This is a genomic window from Myxococcus guangdongensis, from assembly GCF_024198255.1.
Lineage (GTDB): Bacteria > Myxococcota > Myxococcia > Myxococcales > Myxococcaceae > Myxococcus > Myxococcus guangdongensis.
This window is the reverse complement of the sequence record NZ_JAJVKW010000002.1, coordinates 1,104,861-1,120,510: the sequence shown is the minus strand read 5'-3', so window position 1 is coordinate 1,120,510 and position 15,650 is coordinate 1,104,861. Positions and strand designations below refer to the sequence as shown.

Below are 15,650 nucleotides of genomic sequence, written 5' to 3'. Positions count from 1 at the left end.
TGGACGTGCGCGGCGAGATTCTGGAGCTGAAGAACACCATCAACACGATGGTGGACCAGCTCAACTCGTTCGCGTCCGAGGTGACGCGCGTCGCGCGTGAAGTGGGTACGGAAGGAAAGCTGGGCGGACAGGCTGTCGTGAAGGGTGTGGCCGGCACGTGGAAGGACCTCACGGACAACGTGAACTCCATGGCGTCCAACCTCACGTCGCAGGTGCGCAACATCGCCGAGGTGACCACGGCCGTGGCGCGCGGTGACTTGTCGAAGAAGATCACCGTGGACGTGCAGGGCGAAATCCTCGAGCTGAAGAACACCATCAACACGATGGTGGACCAGCTGTCGTCCTTCGCGTCCGAGGTGACGCGCGTCGCGCGCGAAGTGGGGACGGAAGGAAAGCTGGGCGGTCAGGCCGAGGTGAAGGGGGTGGCCGGCACGTGGAAGGACCTCACGGACAACGTGAACTCCATGGCGTCCAACCTGACGACGCAGGTGCGTGGCATCGCCAAGGTGGTGACGGCGGTGGCCAACGGAGATTTGAAGCGCAAGCTCGTCGTGGACGCGAAGGGCGAGATCGCCGAGCTGGCGGACACCATCAACGGGATGATCGACACGCTGGCGGTGTTCGCCGACCAGGTGACGACGGTGGCCCGCGAGGTGGGTATCGAAGGGAAGCTGGGCGGACAGGCGCGCGTGCCCGGCACGGCCGGCATCTGGCGCGACCTCACCGACAACGTGAACCAGCTGGCCGCGAACCTGACGACGCAGGTGCGCGCCATCGCCGAGGTGGCCACGGCGGTGACCAAGGGTGACCTCACGCGCTTCATCACGGTGTCCGCGCAGGGCGAAGTGGCCGCCCTCAAGGACAACATCAACGAGATGATTCGCAACCTGAAGGACACCACGCGCAAGAACACGGAACAGGACTGGCTGAAGACCAACCTGGCCAAGTTCACCCGCGTCCTCCAGGGCCAGCGAGACCTGCTCACCGTCTCCAAGGTCATCCTGTCGGAGCTGGCGCCGCTGGTGGACGCGCAGCACGGCGTCTTCTACATCTCCGAGCGCGCCGAGGCCGGGGAGCAGATTTTGAAGCTGCTCGCGTCCTACGCGTACCGGGAGCGCAAGGGCCTCTCCAACTCCTTCAGGCTGGGCGAGGGGCTGGTCGGCCAGTGCGCGCTGGAGAAGGAGCCCATCCTCCTGTCGGACGTGCCGGACACGTACATCCGCATCTCCTCCGGGCTGGGCGAGGAGGTGCCGCGCAACATCGTCGTGCTGCCGGTGCTCTTCGAGGGTGAAATCAAGGCCGTCATCGAGCTGGCCTCGTTCCACCGCTTCAGCGAGGTGCACCTGGGCTTCCTCGCGCAGCTCACCGAGTCCATCGGCATCGTCCTCAACACGATTGCCGCCAACATGCGCACCGAGGCGCTGCTCAAGCAGTCCCAGGCGCTCACGGACGAGCTGCGCAAGCAGCAGGAGGAATTGACGGAGACGAACAAGCGCCTGGAGCAGCAGGCCACCTCGCTCCAGCAGTCGGAAGAGCTGCTCAAGCGCCAGCAGGAGGAGCTGCGCCGCACCAACGAGGAGCTGCAGGAGAAGGCGAAGCTGCTCTCCGAACAGAAGACGGAGGTCGAGCGCAAGAACGGCGAGGTCGAGCAGGCCAAGCGCGCGCTGGAGGAGAAGGCCGAGCAGTTGAGCCTCACCTCCAAGTACAAGTCCGAGTTCCTCGCCAACATGAGCCACGAGCTGCGCACGCCGCTCAACTCGCTGCTCATCCTCAGCCAGACGCTCAGCGACAACGTGGAGGGCAACCTCACCGGACGTCAGGTGGAGTTCGCCAAGACGATTCACGCCTCGGGCGCGGACCTCCTGGAGCTCATCAACGACATCCTCGACCTGTCCAAGATTGAGTCCGGCACCATGACGGTGGACGTGGGCCCGCTGCGCTTCAGCGACCTGCGCGAGTTCGTGGACCGCACCTTCCGCCAGGTGGCGGACAAGAAAGGCCTCCAGTTCGACATCGACCTGTCGCCGGGCATGGCGGGCGAGGTGGAGACGGACGCCAAGCGGCTGCAGCAGGTGCTCAAGAACCTGCTCTCCAACGCCTTCAAGTTCACCGAGTCCGGCTCGGTGTCGCTGCGCATCGGCATGGCGAAGAACGGCTGGACGCCGGACCACGCGGTGCTCGCCAGCGCCCCCTCGGTGGTGGCCTTCTCCGTGCGCGACACGGGCATCGGCATCCCCAAGGACAAGCACCACATCATCTTCGAGGCCTTCCAGCAGGCTGACGGCTCCACCGCGCGCAAGTACGGCGGCACCGGCCTGGGCCTGTCCATCAGCCGCGAAATCGCGCGGCTGCTCGGCGGCGAAATCCGGCTGGAGAGCGAGCCGGGCCAGGGCAGCATCTTCACCCTCTACCTGCCCCTGGACTTCATGGCGGACCGCCCCGGCGCGGAAGCCCGGCCGGTGTCCTCCGTGCTGGCCCACTCCGTCGCCATGCTGCCGCCGCCCATGCACCTGGAGGAGCCGTCTCCGACGCCGACGGGGCACCTCGCGCTGTCCATCGACGATGACCGCGCCAGCATCCAGCCCGGGGACAAGGTGCTGCTGGCGGTGACCCACGCGCCGGACCACGCGTCCAGGCTGCGCGCGGCGGCGCAGGGCGCGGGCTTCAAGGTGCTCGTCTCCACGGAGGTGGAGGGCGCGCTGGACGTGGTGCGCGACTCGCGGCCGGTGGCCGTGGCGGTGGACCTGGACCTGCCGGAGATGGCGGGCTGGGTGGTGCTCGACAGGCTCAAGCACGACGCCAGCACGCGCGCCCTGCCGGTGTACACGGTGTCGGATGACGACCACCGCGAGCGCTCGCTCAACCTGGGCGCCATCGGCCACCTGCGCGCGGCGGCGGACCCGGCCGCGGCGGTGGCGGCGCTGGCCTCCCTGCGCGACTTCGTGGACCGCAAGGGCCGGGGGCTGCTCATCGTCGAGGACGACACCGTGCACCGTCAGTCGCTGCTGGAGCTGCTCGGCAGCGATGACGTGCAGACGGTGGCGGTGGGCACCGCGGCGGCGGCGCTGAGCGCGCTGGCGGAGCGGCGCTTCGACTGCATGGTGCTCGATTTGGGCCTGCCGGACCTGCCCGGCACGGAGCTCATCCGCCGCGTGCGCGAGGCGCATGGGGCCGGCGGGCCGCCCATCATCGTCTACACGGGCCGCGAGCTGTCGCGCGCGCAGGAGACGGAGCTGCGCCGCGTGGCGGAGGCCATCGTCGTCAAGGACGCGCAGAGTCCCGAGCGCCTGCTGGAGGAGACGAGCCTGTTCCTGCACCGCTCGCCCTCCACGCTGTCGGAGACCAAGCGCCGCATGCTGGAGAAAGCGCGTGAGAGGGACCCGCTGCTCGTCAACCGCAAGGTGCTGGTGGTGGACGACGACGTGCGCAACATCTTCGCCCTCAACACCGTGCTGGAGCGCTACGGCATGAAGGTGGCCTTCGCGGAGAGCGCGCGCGAGGGGCTGGCGCAGCTGGAGACAGACGAGGACATCGAGCTGGTGCTGATGGACGTGATGATGCCGGAGATGGACGGCTACCAGGCCATGCGCGCCATCCGCCGCATGGAGCGCGTCTCACACCTTCCGATTCTCGCGCTCACCGCCAAGGCGATGAAGGGCGACCGGGAGAAGTGCCTGGAGGCGGGCGCGTCCGACTACATCACCAAGCCGGTGGACATCGAGAAGCTGCTCAGCCTCTTGCGAGTCTGGCTGCACGCGCCCCGGGGTGCCCAGGCCAAGGGGCCGCGCACGGAGGTCTCCGGGTGAGCGCCGGGGCCCAGTCCGCGGCGCTGGAGACGCTGGAGGCGGAGCTCCTGCTGGAGGGCGTGGCCCGACACTGGGGCTTCGACCTGCGCAGCCACTCACGTCCGCAGCTGCTCCGGCGGCTGCGACGCCACCTGCGCGAGGAGCGTCTGGAGTCCTTCTCCGCGCTCCAGGCCCGCGTGCTCCACGACGGCGAGGCGCTGGAGGGGCTCTTGCGCGCGCTGTCCTGCACGCCGCCCGCGCTCTTCTCCGACGCGGCCTTCTTCCGTGACTTCCGCTCGCGCGTGGTCCCCGTGCTGCGCACCTGGCCGTCGGTGCGCGTGTGGCACGCGGGCTGCGGCACGGGCGAGGACACCTACGCCTTGGCTGTCCTCCTGCACGAGGAGGGGCTGTGGGGGAGATGCCGGCTGTACGCGTCCGACGCGAGCGAGGGGCTGCTCGCGGACGCGCGCACGGGCGTGGTGCCCCTGCCCGACGAGGACTGCGCGCGCCGCCACGCGGAGTCGGGGGGCAAGGGGTCGCTGTCGGAGCACTACACGCGCGACGGCAACTGGGCGCTCATCCACCCGAAGCTGCGCGACGGCATCTTCTTCACCCAGCACAACCTGACCATCGACGGCTCGTTCAACGAGTTCCACGTCATCGTGTGCCGGGACACGCTGCTGTCCTTCAACCGCGCGCTGCACAACCGCGTGCACTCACGGTTGTACGAGAGCCTGGCCCGCTTCGGCTTCCTGTGCCTGGGGCGCAAGGAGTCGCTGTCGCGCACGCCACACGCCCACGCCTTCGAGGAGCTGGAAGGCAGCGGCCGCATCTTCCGGAGGGTGTCATGAGCGTGGGGTTGCTGGTGGTGGGCGCGCCCCGTGGCGCCGCGGCGGACCTGGAGACCCTGCTGTCGGCGCTGCCGGCGCACCTGCCGGCGCCCGTCGTCGTGACTCTGCACCGGGGGCCGCACGACCGGCTGGTGGAGCCCTTGGGCCGCCGCTGCGCGCTGCCGGTGGTGGAGCCGGACGACAAGGACGACCTGGTGCCCGGCCGCGTGTACCTGGCGCCGTGGGGCTACCACCTGCTGGTGGACCGGGGCTCGGTGTCGCTGTCGGTGGAGCCTCCCGAGCACGGCTGCCGGCCCGCCATCGACGCGCTCTTCGAGTCCGCGGCGGACAGCCACGGCGCCGCGGCGGCGGGGTTGCTCTTCGGCGGCCATGACGACGGCCTCGCGGGGCTGGGCCTGCTCCAGGCGCGCGGCGGCCGCGTGGCGCTGGTGGGCGGCGAGGACGTGGAGGTGCTCGACACCGAGGTGGAGCGGTTGTCGCTCCATGACGTGGGAGGATGGCTCGCGCGACTGGCCTACGTGTCGCGCGGCAGGGTGCAGCCATGAGCGCGGGGCCCGTGTCCATCCTCATGGTCGACGACCAGCCCGAGGGGCTGCTCGCGCTGGAGGCGACGCTCGCGCCGCTGGGGCTCAGGCTGGTCACCGCGCGCAGCGGCCGCGAGGCCCTGCGCCACCTGCTCTCCCAGGACTTCGCCGCCATCCTCCTGGACGTCGTCATGCCGGGCATGGACGGCTTCGAGACGGCGAGCCTCATCCGCGAGCGCGAGCGCAGCCGCCACACCCCGCTGCTCTTCCTCACCGCCCTGTCGCGAGGCCAGCTCCCGGAGCTGCGCGCCTACGCCGTGGGCGCGGTGGACTACCTGCTCAAGCCCTACGAGCCCGAAATCCTCCGCTCCAAGGTGGGCGTCTTCGCGGACCTCTACCGCAAGACGGAGCTGGTGAAGCGCCAGGCGGAGGTGCTGCGGGAGACCGAGCGGCGCGAACACGAGGGCGAGCTGGCCGAGGCCCAGCGCCGCGTGGAGGCCGAGCGCGCCCGCGCCCGCGAGGAGCTCTTGCGCCGGGAGATGGAGACGCACCGCAACCAGCAGCGGTGGCTGGAGGCCGTGCTCGCCGCGCTGCCCACGCCGCTCGCCCTGGTGGAGCCCGGCACCGGTCAGACGCTGCTGGCCAACCGCGCGGCCCAGGGGCTCGCGGGCGGAGGGCTGGCGTACCGCGAGGCGCCGGGCCTCCACGAGGGCCTGGTCGTGCGAGGCCTGGCGGGCCACGTGCTCTCCACGGACGAGCGGCCCCTGATGCGCGCGGCCCGCGGCGAGGCCCTCCAGGGCTTCCACGTGGACTGGGAGTGGGGCGGACAGCAGGGCTCGGTGCGCGCCTTCAGCACCTGGCTGCCCCGGATGCACGGTCGTCCGGAGACGGTGCTCCTCGCCCTTCTGGACGTGGCGGCCCCCAGCGCCACGCTGCAGCTTGTGGAAGGAATCAAGCAGCTTGTGCCCGCCCACCTGGGACAGGAGGGCGTGGAGGGCCCGCTTCCCGTGAGGCAGGGCGAGCGGGCGAGGGACGCGTCCCCGCAGGAACCTGAACATCCCGTTGCGAGAAAAGGTTGACGCACAAAATAACGTGGGCATGGTGGCCCTGTGAGCGACGCCGGACTTCAGCCGCGGGTCCAGCGCTTCATCACGATGCACATCGACTCCCTGGAGAAGCTGGAGGTGCTCCTCCTGCTTCGAGCCCAACCGGGGCGGGAGTGGACCGCGTCATCGGTGAGCCTGGAGCTGCGCATCACAGAACCTTCCGCCGCCGCGAGGTTGGCGGACCTCGCCGCGAGGAGCCTGCTGGTGAGCGACGGCGGACGTGTGCCCGTCTACCGCTTCAGTCCCGCGAGCTCCGAGGACGTGCAGGCCGTCACGGAGCTGGCGGCGGTGTACGGGGCGCGTCGGGTGAGTGTCATCTCCTTCATCTTCTCGAGGCCGCTGGACAAGGTGCGCGGCTTCGCGGAAGCCTTCGTGCTCAAGAAGGACAAGGACGGCGACCATGGCTGAAGCGGTCTACATCCTCTGCGCCCTGACGAGCATCGCGTGCGCGGTGCTGCTCCTGCGCGCGTGGAAGCGCAGCCAGTCGCGGCTCTTGCTGTGGAGCGGGCTGTGCTTCGTGGGCATGGCGGTGAGCAACACCCTGTTGTTCATCGACCTGGTGGTCCTGCCGACGACGATTGATTTGTACGTGCCCCGTCAGCTCGCCACGCTGGCGAGCGCCTCCATCCTGCTGTACGGCCTCATCTGGGACGCCTCGTAGCGACGGACTCCGCCCATGCTCCATTCCATGCTCAGCGGCGCGGTGGCGATGGCGTGGCTGGCGTGCGCGCTGTTCTTCCTGCGCTTCTGGAGGCAGTCGCACGACCGGCTGTTCGCCTTCTTCGCGCTGTCGTTCGCGGTGCTCGGCGTGAACTCGGTGGTGGCCGCGCTCATCGACGCGCAGGACGAGCGGCGCTACTACATCTACGTGGCCCGGCTTGTCGCCTTCCTCATCATCCTCTACGCCATCTGGGACAAGAACCGCGCGAGCCGACGCGGCTGATGTGTCCTGACGCGCACCCGGCCTCCGCGTCCAGTGGTGGGTCGGCGCGAGGGTGATTCTCCTGCCCGGTACAGGAGAACCCGCATGCGGCTCGGTCGTCGTGACTTCCTTCGTCTCTCCGCGCTCGGAGGGAGCGCGCTCGCCTTCGGCCCTGGGTTCTGGAAGGCGGCCTACGCGGCGCCGGCCCAGGCGGGTCCGGGGCCCTACGGCGCCCTCTCCAGCTCACCGGACGTCAACGGCCTGAGGCTGCCGGCGGGCTTCACCTCGCGCATCATCGCGCGCTCGGGGCATGGGGTGGGGCACACCGGCTACGTGTGGCACCCGGCGCCGGACGGGGGCGCCTGCTTCACGCGGCCGGAGGGCGGCTACGTCTATGTCTCCAACAGCGAGGCCGTCTCTGGCGGAGTCAGCGCGGTGCGCTTCGACGCGGGCGGCGGGGTGTTGGCGGCGTACCGCATCCTCGCGGGCACGCGGCTGAACTGCGCGGGCGGGCCCACGCCGTGGGGCACGTGGCTGTCGTGCGAGGAGCACCCCACCGGGTGGGTGTGGGAGTGCAACCCGTCAAGGCCGTCCCAGGGCGTGGAGCGGCCGGCGCTCGGCGCGTTCCCGCACGAGGCGGTGGCGGTGGACCCGGTGGGCAAGCGGCTCTACCTGACGGAGGACCAGCCCGAGGGGCGGCTGTACCGCTTCACGCCGTCGGTGTGGCCCCGGTTGTCGGAGGGCACGCTGGAGGCCGCGAAGGTGTCGGGCGACGCGCTGGCGGGCGAGGCCCGACTGTCCTGGGTGCGGTGCTCGCCGGCGAAGTCCGTGACGCGCCAGCCGGACGTCGCGGCGCGCACGACGGCGTTCGATGGCGGCGAGGGCTGCTGGTACGACGGCGGCACCGTCTACTTCACCACCAAGGGGGACAACCGGGTGTGGGCGCACACGCCGGCGACGGGGAGGCTGGAGGTCATCTACGCGGCGTCGCTCCTGCCGTTCGCGCCGCTGACGGGCGTGGACAACCTGGTGGTGTCGCGCTCGGGGGACCTCTTCGTCGCCGAGGACGGCGGCACCATGGACCTCTGTCTCATCACCCCGGGGCCCCAGCGCGTGGTGTCGTCGTTCCTCCGGCTGAGGGGGCACTCGGGCTCGGAGCTCACCGGGCCGGCCTTCAGCCCGGATGGGCGGCGGCTGTACTTCAGCTCGCAGCGCGGCACCACGAACTCCATCAACGAGGGCGTCACGTTCGAGGTGTCCGGTCCCTTCCGCTGAAGCACGCACGTGGCTTGACGATGCGGGAAGGCTCTTGCACATACGGGGGCCATGTCCACGCTCCCTTCCTTCTCGCCCCGCCGCGCGCTGGGCCGCACCGGCTTCGTCGCCACGGCGGTGGGCATCGGTGACATCGCCGACCGCTCGACGCCGCGCGAGGTACTCGTCGCCACGCTCACGCGCGCGCTGGACGCGGGGCTGAACGTCATCGACACCGCGCCCAACTACGAGGAGGGCCTGAGCGAGGAGGTGGTGGGCGAGGCGCTGCGGGGGCGGCGCGAGGGCGTGTTCCTCATCGACAAGGTGGACGTGCTCGACGCGCCGGTGGGGCCTCAAGTCGCGGCGAGCCTGAAGCGGCTGGGGCACGCGCACGTGGACCTGTTCGTCTTCCACGCCGTGTCGGAGCTGTCCGCGTGGGAGTCGCTCGCGGCGCCCGGTGGGGGGCTCGAGCAGCTGGGGGAGTGCGTGCGCGCGGGGCAGGCGCGCTTCCGGGGCATCTCCAGCCATCATCCGGAGGTGCTGCGCCAGGCGGTGCTGTCCGGGCTGTGCGACGTGGTGATGTTCCCGTTGGGGCCCTTCGTGGACGCGCGCTACGTGGAGGACGTGCTGCCGCTGGCGCGCGCTCGCGGCGTGGGCGTGGTGTCGTTCAAGACGTTCGGCGCGGGCAAGCTGTTGGGCGACACGGAGGGCTATGGCCGACCGCTGGAGTCGCGTCCCCGGGGCAAGGTGGGCTCGGGCGGACGGGATGACCGGGAGGCGCCGCTCTTGCCGCACCTGGGCGTGGAGGAGTGCGTGCGCTACACGCTGACGTTGGACCCGGACGTCATGTTGATGGGGATGAGCCACCCCAACGAGCAGGACGCGGCGCTCGCGGCGGCCCACGCGTGGCGTCCGCTCACGCCCGAGGCGCTGGAGGACGTGCGCGCGCGCGCGACGCGGGCCATCGACGGCAAGGGCGCCGTGTGGTGGAACCCGACCTCGGCCTGACTTCGTGGCGCGAAGGCCCCGAGTCATTTCGTACGAGACACACCGTGAGCGTGGGTGGTGTGGCCATTCAACGTCTCGCGGGTCTGGGATTGGACAGTCCTCCCGTCCGCGGAGGGGGGCGGCATTGTTGCCAGCGTCGAGACGCTCTTAGCTGAGGACCTCACCGCCGCGCGGCGCCTCACCACTCTCTCGGGGTCCGCCTCCATGTCCGCCGAGCCGAACCTACTCGACGACCTTCCTGGCGATGCAGCCGGGACCCCGCGTGGTACCGCGGCGCCGGGGCCTCGCGCCGAGCCCGCGCCCTCCGAGTCCGCGCGGCTGGCCTTCCTGTATCGCGCGGGTGAGGCGCTGGGCGCCTCGCTGGAGTGGCGCACGGTGTTGCGCCAGCTGGCCGAATTGGTGGTGCCGGAGCTCTCCGACTGGTGCGCGGTGGACGTGCTGGGGGACGACGGCCGCGTGGAGCGCGTGGCCGCGGCGCATCGGGAGCCGGAGCGGGTGGCGCTGGTGCACGAGCTGTTCCGCCTGCGTCCGGTGGACCTGGCGACGTCGGACGCCATCGCGCAGACGCTGCGCACCGGAGTCGCGTCGCGGCTGGAGGCCACGTCGGAGCGGGCCTGGGAGCGCGAGGTGGCGCTGGGCGCGCGGGCGGGGATGGTGCTGCCGCTGGTGGCGCGGGGCCGGGTGCTGGGGGCGATGTCGCTGTTGCGCGGTGACGCGGCGGCGGGCTTCACGGAGCAGGACCTGGAGGTGGCGCGGGAGCTGGGGCGCCGCGCCAGCCTCTCCATGGAGAACGCGCTGTTGTACGAGGAGGCCCGGGCGTCGCAGGCCCTGTCCGCGCGGCTGCAGACGGTGACGGCGGCGCTGTCCCGCGCGGCCACCGCGGAGGACGTGGCCCGGGTGCTGGTGCATGACGGGTTGGAGGCCTCGGGGGCGTCGCGTGGCACGGTGATGAGCCTGTCGGACGAGGGCTTCATCCGCTTCATCGGCGCGTTCGGTTACTCGCGGGAGTTCAGGGCCGCGCTCGAGGGGCAGCGTCCCCAGGTGGTGCCGGTGCTGGCGCGCGCGGCCGAGCGGCGGGAGGCGCAGTGGTTCTCGCGCCTGGAGGACTTGTTGCCCATGACGGGCATCGTCCGGCGCGAGGTGGCGGCGCTGGGGGACGGCGCGCGCGCGATACTTCCGCTGCTCACGGAGCGGGGTGTGCGCGGCTTCGTGTGGCTGGCCTGGGAGGGGCAGCGAGGCTTCACGCCGCTGGAGCGCTCGTTCCTGGGGGCGCTGGCCCAGCAGTGCTCGCAGGCGCTGGAGCGGGCGGTGTTGTACGGCACGCTGCGGGAGCGGGGCGAGCGGTTGCACCACGCGCTCCAGATGGGGAAGGAGGCCGAGGAGCGGCTGTTCTTCCTGCTCGAGGCGAGCCGCGCGCTGGCCGAGCACCTGGACGACGTGGAGTGGACGCTGGAGCACGTGGCGCGCGTGGCCGCCAGCAGCGTGGCGTCCAGCTGTCTGGTGGAACTGGTGGGGCCGGATGGCACGCTGCGGTGCGTGGCGTCCGCGCACCAGGAGCCCTCGCGGGATGCGTCGGTGCTCCAGGCGCTGGGGGGCGAAGGCGCGCTGTCGCTGTCGCGGGAGTGCTTCCAGTCCGGGGAGCCGCGCTTCGTGCCGGACGTGGACGCGGCGTTGTGCGAGCGATTGTCGGACAGCTCCGAGCAGCGGGCGTTGTTGCAGGCGCTCAGGCCCGCGTCGCTGCTGGTGGTGCCGGTGCGCACGCGCGGCCGCACGTTGGGCGTCATCACGCTGGGGACGTCGCCGCCGCAGCGGCCGTTGGCCATGTCGGACGTGTCGATGATGGAGGAGCTGGCGCGACGCGTGGCGGTGGCGCTGGAGAACGCGTCGCTGTATCGGGATGCACAGGCGGCGGTGCGGCTGCGCGACGAGTTCCTCTCCGTGGCGAGCCACGAGCTGAAGACGCCGTTGACGAGCTTGAAGCTCCAGCATGGGCTCATCGACCGGGCGCTGGGGCCGGACTCTCGTGAGAAGGTGGCGCCGAGGTTGTCCACGGCGATTCGTCAGGTGCAGCGGCTGGCGTCGCTGGTGGACCACCTGTTGGATGTGAGCCGTGTCTCGCTGGGGCGGCTGGCGCTGGAGCCCACGGAGGTGGACCTGGGGCAGGCGGTGCGCGACGCGGTGGACCGGATGGAGGAGGTCTTCGCGGTGGCCGGGTGCTCGGTGCGGGTGGAGATTCCCGAGCCGCTGCAGGGCCGGTGGGACTCGCTGCGGTTGGACCAGGTGTTGGTCAACCTGCTCACCAACGCGGCGAAGTACGGCGCGGGGCGGCCGGTGCAGGTGTCGGCGGCGGCCGAGGGCGAGGCGCGGGTGCGCCTGTCCGTGCGCGACGAGGGCATCGGCATCTCGGAGACGGATTTGCCGCGCCTGTTCGGCCGCTTCGAGCGCGCGGTGTCGGAGCGCCACTACGGTGGGCTGGGATTGGGGCTCTACATCAGCCGGCAGATCGTGGAGGCGATGGGCGGGAGCATCGAGGTGGAGAGCCGCGAGGGCGTGGGCTCCGTCTTCACCGTGCTGTTGCCTCGTTCAGCAGGCTGAGGGCGCGCTCGAGCACCTCGTCGCGGCCGGCGCGCAGACCTTCGAGTGTGGGGTGGACCTCCACGTCGGGGCGCAGCCCCGCGCCCTGGACGGCGTGGCCTTCGGGCGTCTCGAAGCGCTGGCCGGTGAAGAGGACGCAGAGGGCGCCGGGGAGGCAGACGTTGGTGGTGTCGCCCACGGCGCCCGCGGTGGTGGAGCCCACGAGGCGTGCGCCCGAGGCGGCGCGCAGCATCATCGCGGTGTATTCGCCCTGGCTCAGCGTCCGTGCGTCCACGAGGAGGATGACGTGTCCTCGGTAGAGGGGACCGTTGCTTGGTGGGAGCAGGGCGGGGAAGCGCTCCTCGAGGCGCTCTCCGGCGGAGAGCCTGGGGCGGGAGATGAGCGCGGACGTCGTGGCGCCGCGCGTGTTGAGTCGGGGCGCGAGTGTCCAGGCGCTGCCCTGGGGATATCCGCGCAGGTCGAGCACCAGGCCCCGCGTGTCCTTCAGGGCCGTGAGCATGGGGTCCACGGACTCGGCGCGCAGCCTGCGCAGGTCCACGTAGCCGATGCCGCCCTTCAGCGTCTTCCAGGGCGCGTCATCGCGGGGAGGGGGACGGAGGAACGGGAGGAAGTTGCGCGAGCGTGGCAGGCGTGACTCCTTGATGCGGCCGTCGGAGCCCTGGAGCATGACTTCGACGGACTTGCCGTCCGCGCCCGCGAGCAACAGGCTGGCGACACGCTCGGTTCTCGCGGCGTCGTGCGAGGCGCCGAGGAGTGAGGCGAGTCGCTGTGCGCGCAGGGCGACGGGCTCTTGTTCCACGGCGACGACCTCGTCGCCCACCTGGAGGCCCGCGGCGCGGGTGACTTCGGGCGCGGGCAGCTCCGTCACGATGAAGCGTCCCTGCACGGGCCGCAGGACGACGGGCGCGGTGGCCTCGGCGAGCGAGCGCAGCGGCTGGCCCTGCTCCGCGACGAAGATGTGTCCGTCGTGGACGCGCGCGGCCAGGGTGTAGAGCACTTGTGCGTATTCGCGAGCGTCCGCCGCCGCGCGAGCCTGACCGAGGAACGTGGGCAGGACGGCGTCCCAGTCCCGCAGGGCCTTCGGGTCGGGGTGAAAGAAGCGCATCACGTTCCAGAAACGGATGACGGCGAGCAGCCGATGCGGCTCCGGTGGATACGCCGGAGTTTCGTACATGGCATCGACGCTGATGGCGGGGAGCGTGGAGGCAGATGCGGTTTTGCGACGAGAGGCCTGCCCGCCGCTGGTGGTGCGTGGTGTGGCCTGTGCGCCCGAGGGTGCAGAGGTGGTGCGCATGGATGATGCTGCATGCGGTGTGGCGTCCGCGCCGCCAGTGGGGAGTGCGGATGCGGTTGAGCGAGTCGCGGCCTGTGCGCCGCTGATGGCGAGCGGCGTGGCCTGTGCGTTACGTGTGGAGGGCGCGTTGGTGTTGCGCGTGGCTGATGTCGCGTGGGGCGCACCTCCTGTTCCGGAGGAGCGGCGCGATATGGATGTGCCGGTGCGTGTCCGTGTTCCCACAGTGCCCGAACGCACCAGTCGGAGCGCGGCTTGAACCGCGGGACCTGAGTCACCCTCGTCCGCCCCATCCGGCACGGTGACGTCCGAGAACAGTCCCGAGGCGCCGGAGGCGAACACGAGCTCCGACGCGCGCACCACCGCGCGATATCCCCCAGGCAGGGGCAGCGTGCGAGTCTTCACCGCGGAGGACTCATCGAGCCCGCCCTGCGCCACGACTCGTGTCCGAGGCGTGGACATCAGCGCGAGCACCCGCGGCGTCAATGGCGTCCGCGCGTTGACGAGCAGGGCCACCGTGCGCTTCGGTGTACCCGCCACCGGTGTGAATCTCCGCGCCAGCCGCGTCTCGACGGACGCGCTGTATCCCCCGGAGCTGGGACCGAACTGCACGGGAAAGCCCGAGTACACACGGAAGCGCTCCGCGGGCGCCGTCAGCTCCTCCGCCACCAGCGCGCGCTCCAGGACGCCGAGCGCCATCTCCGCCCACGCGGCCTCGTCACCTCCACTCACGCGCAGGTCGATGACGACGCGGCGAGCCCGCGCGAGCTCCGGCTCCAACGCGCTCATCGCGGGATACAGCGCGTCGACGTTCGCGAAGCGTCGGTCCAGGTCCAGCACCAGCACGTCATCCACCCAGCGAGACAGCGGCCCCGCCCCGGTGCTCGTGGCCACCACCGACTCATCCCTCACGACCCGGGTGAGCGGGTCCTCGAGCGCGCGCAGCATGTCGCCCACCGTGGCGGCGAGCGCGTCGGGGGTGCTCGCGGCGAGCGCACCGGGCAGCGCGTCGAGGAGCGCCGCATCCCAGTCGACCGCGTCCATCGCGAGCGCCGGATGCGCGTACTTCACCTCGCCCCAGACGCGCCCCAGCACCGCGGCGTTCTCCAGCGCGGGCTCGACGCGCGTCCCCGGTCCACGAGTCTCCGCACCCGTCACGCCCCCCGCGCCGAACAGCACCGTCAACACCCCGACACCCACCGTCCAGGTCGGCACCCGCCGGACTCGCACGCGCTCCACAGCCACCTCCGATGACGGCCCCGCCTGCTCGACACCACCGGCACGGGAAAGTTCCCGAGCGAACCGCGCCGAAACCTCTCGAGGCGCTGTCATCGAGGCTCCGCGTTCAAGCGCGTCCACACACGGTGAAGCGCGTGGCCGCGCGCGCGGGTGCCGGGTCTTCTTCGCGTGGTGGAAGTGCTCGCGGGGAGCCGTGGTCGGATGGGCTGACTCCCTCGCTCCAGGCGTGTGGCCCGGCCGTGCTCACGGCTCCGGGGGCTCGCGCGGCGCTCGACACCCGTACACCTGGAACTGGAGAACGTTCATGCGACGTCTGAACCTCATTGCGATGCCCTCTCTCGTGGTGGCCCTGTGCGCGTTGCTCGCGAGCGGGTGCGGTGGCTCACCCGGACCCGACGCGGAGCCGTCCACCGGCGCGCCTCAATCCGGTGGCCTGGAAGGCTCGCCCGACACGGACGAGGGACAGGCCTCGGGAGTCGACTCGGATGATCCGCTCCACCTGCTCGACTCGGGCAAGGTCACCGTCTGTCACATCCCGCCGGGCAACCCCGCCAACGCGCACGCCATCAGCGTGGGCCTGGCCGCCGTGAAGGCGCACGTCAAACACGGCGACACGCTGGGCGCATGTGACAGCGAGCCCGACGCGGGCACCGGCGGCGAGCCCGACTCGGGCACGGGTGGCGACGTGGATGCCGGCGCCTGCGCGCCCGTCGAAGCACCTTGTGGCGGCGGCGTCACCTGCTGCGCGGATCTGGCCTGCTCGAACGACGGCTCCTGCGAGCCCATCATCGGCTGAGTCCCGAGGGCTTCGGCCCCGCCAAGATGACGTCTCGCCAAGACCCCTCCGGCGGCGCCTTCGTGGCCCCGTCCGAGGGGTCTTCCTGTTTCCCAGGTGCGCTTCGCCCCTCGGTTCATCCTCATCACATCTTTTGACTCAAGGAACCCGACCCCCTGCGTCTTTCCTCCAGGGGGGCGTCGAGACAGGAAAGCCGTGAAACGTGTTCCACAAAACATGGGAGTGAGACGGAGAGAAAAGGAATCCCAGAAACCCAACCGCCCAATGCGAGTCGAGCGG

At 71.0% G+C, this 15,650-nt stretch carries 12 protein-coding genes; 11 read left to right on the top strand and 1 reads right to left on the bottom strand.

What is annotated here, in order from left to right; translation table 11 throughout:
• The 10 genes from LXT21_RS09395 to LXT21_RS09350 all read left to right on the top strand — a co-directional run.
• Positions 1–3,806: response regulator (locus LXT21_RS09395; RefSeq protein ID WP_254037748.1), on the top strand; the 3,806-nt coding region annotated here is incomplete at its 5' end.
• Entirely contained in the window at positions 3,803–4,636 is an 834-nt protein-coding gene (locus tag LXT21_RS09390; RefSeq protein ID WP_254037747.1) for a CheR family methyltransferase, read from the top strand. The genes LXT21_RS09395 and LXT21_RS09390, both read left to right, overlap by 4 nt.
• Positions 4,633–5,181 (top strand): chemotaxis protein CheB, encoded by a 549-nt coding sequence (locus tag LXT21_RS09385; protein ID WP_254037746.1) that lies wholly within the window; start codon positions 4,633–4,635, stop codon positions 5,179–5,181. The genes LXT21_RS09390 and LXT21_RS09385 overlap by 4 nt, the downstream gene beginning before the upstream one ends.
• The gene (locus tag LXT21_RS09380) at positions 5,178–6,239 is read left to right on the top strand and encodes a response regulator (protein WP_254037745.1); all 1,062 of its coding nucleotides are present in this window, start codon (positions 5,178–5,180) and stop codon (positions 6,237–6,239) included. The genes LXT21_RS09385 and LXT21_RS09380 overlap by 4 nt, the downstream gene beginning before the upstream one ends.
• Before the next feature lie 30 nt (positions 6,240–6,269).
• A complete protein-coding gene (locus LXT21_RS09375) occupies positions 6,270–6,674 on the top strand; it encodes a hypothetical protein (protein WP_254037744.1) in 405 nt (134 codons plus the stop codon).
• On the top strand, positions 6,667–6,927 hold the full coding sequence (locus tag LXT21_RS09370) for a DUF5985 family protein (RefSeq protein WP_254037743.1): 261 nt from the start codon (positions 6,667–6,669) through the stop codon (positions 6,925–6,927). The genes LXT21_RS09375 and LXT21_RS09370 overlap by 8 nt, the downstream gene beginning before the upstream one ends.
• A 15-nt stretch (positions 6,928–6,942) precedes the next feature.
• Positions 6,943–7,209, top strand: a complete 267-nt coding sequence (locus tag LXT21_RS09365) for a DUF5985 family protein (protein WP_254037742.1) — start codon at positions 6,943–6,945, stop codon at positions 7,207–7,209.
• A gap of 84 nt (positions 7,210–7,293) precedes the next feature.
• Positions 7,294–8,463, top strand: a complete 1,170-nt coding sequence (locus LXT21_RS09360; RefSeq protein ID WP_254037741.1) for an alkaline phosphatase PhoX — start codon at positions 7,294–7,296, stop codon at positions 8,461–8,463.
• A gap of 51 nt (positions 8,464–8,514) precedes the next feature.
• A complete protein-coding gene (locus LXT21_RS09355) occupies positions 8,515–9,450 on the top strand; it encodes an aldo/keto reductase (protein ID WP_254037740.1) in 936 nt (311 codons plus the stop codon).
• Positions 9,451–9,654: 204 nt separating this feature from the next.
• Positions 9,655–12,045, top strand: a complete 2,391-nt coding sequence (locus tag LXT21_RS09350; RefSeq protein ID WP_254037739.1) for a sensor histidine kinase — start codon at positions 9,655–9,657, stop codon at positions 12,043–12,045.
• Here the strand turns inward: LXT21_RS09350 and LXT21_RS45340 are convergent.
• Positions 12,014–14,551, bottom strand: coding sequence for a S41 family peptidase (locus LXT21_RS45340; RefSeq protein WP_254037738.1), 2,538 nt, complete (start codon positions 14,549–14,551; stop codon positions 12,014–12,016). The two genes, LXT21_RS09350 and LXT21_RS45340, sit on opposite strands and share 32 nt — an antisense overlap.
• 328 nt (positions 14,552–14,879) lie before the next feature.
• On the opposite strand from LXT21_RS45340, the gene LXT21_RS09340 reads away from it, so the two are divergent.
• Positions 14,880–15,371 (top strand): hypothetical protein, encoded by a 492-nt coding sequence (locus LXT21_RS09340; protein WP_254037737.1) that lies wholly within the window; start codon positions 14,880–14,882, stop codon positions 15,369–15,371.
• Positions 15,372–15,650 lie beyond the last annotated feature (279 nt).

Bases quoted from the DNA above. Each gene is read 5' to 3' on its own strand.
- LXT21_RS09365 (WP_254037742.1), top strand. From the start codon at position 6,943: ATGCTCCATTCCATGCTCAGCGGCGCGGTGGCGATGGCGTGGCTGGCG.
- LXT21_RS09340 (WP_254037737.1), top strand. From the start codon at position 14,880: ATGCGACGTCTGAACCTCATTGCGATGCCCTCTCTCGTGGTGGCCCTG.
- LXT21_RS09370 (WP_254037743.1), top strand. From the start codon at position 6,667: ATGGCTGAAGCGGTCTACATCCTCTGCGCCCTGACGAGCATCGCGTGC.
- LXT21_RS09380 (WP_254037745.1), top strand. From the start codon at position 5,178: ATGAGCGCGGGGCCCGTGTCCATCCTCATGGTCGACGACCAGCCCGAG.
- LXT21_RS09350 (WP_254037739.1), top strand. From the start codon at position 9,655: ATGTCCGCCGAGCCGAACCTACTCGACGACCTTCCTGGCGATGCAGCC.
- LXT21_RS09355 (WP_254037740.1), top strand. From the start codon at position 8,515: ATGTCCACGCTCCCTTCCTTCTCGCCCCGCCGCGCGCTGGGCCGCACC.
- LXT21_RS09385 (WP_254037746.1), top strand. From the start codon at position 4,633: ATGAGCGTGGGGTTGCTGGTGGTGGGCGCGCCCCGTGGCGCCGCGGCG.
- LXT21_RS09360 (WP_254037741.1), top strand. From the start codon at position 7,294: ATGCGGCTCGGTCGTCGTGACTTCCTTCGTCTCTCCGCGCTCGGAGGG.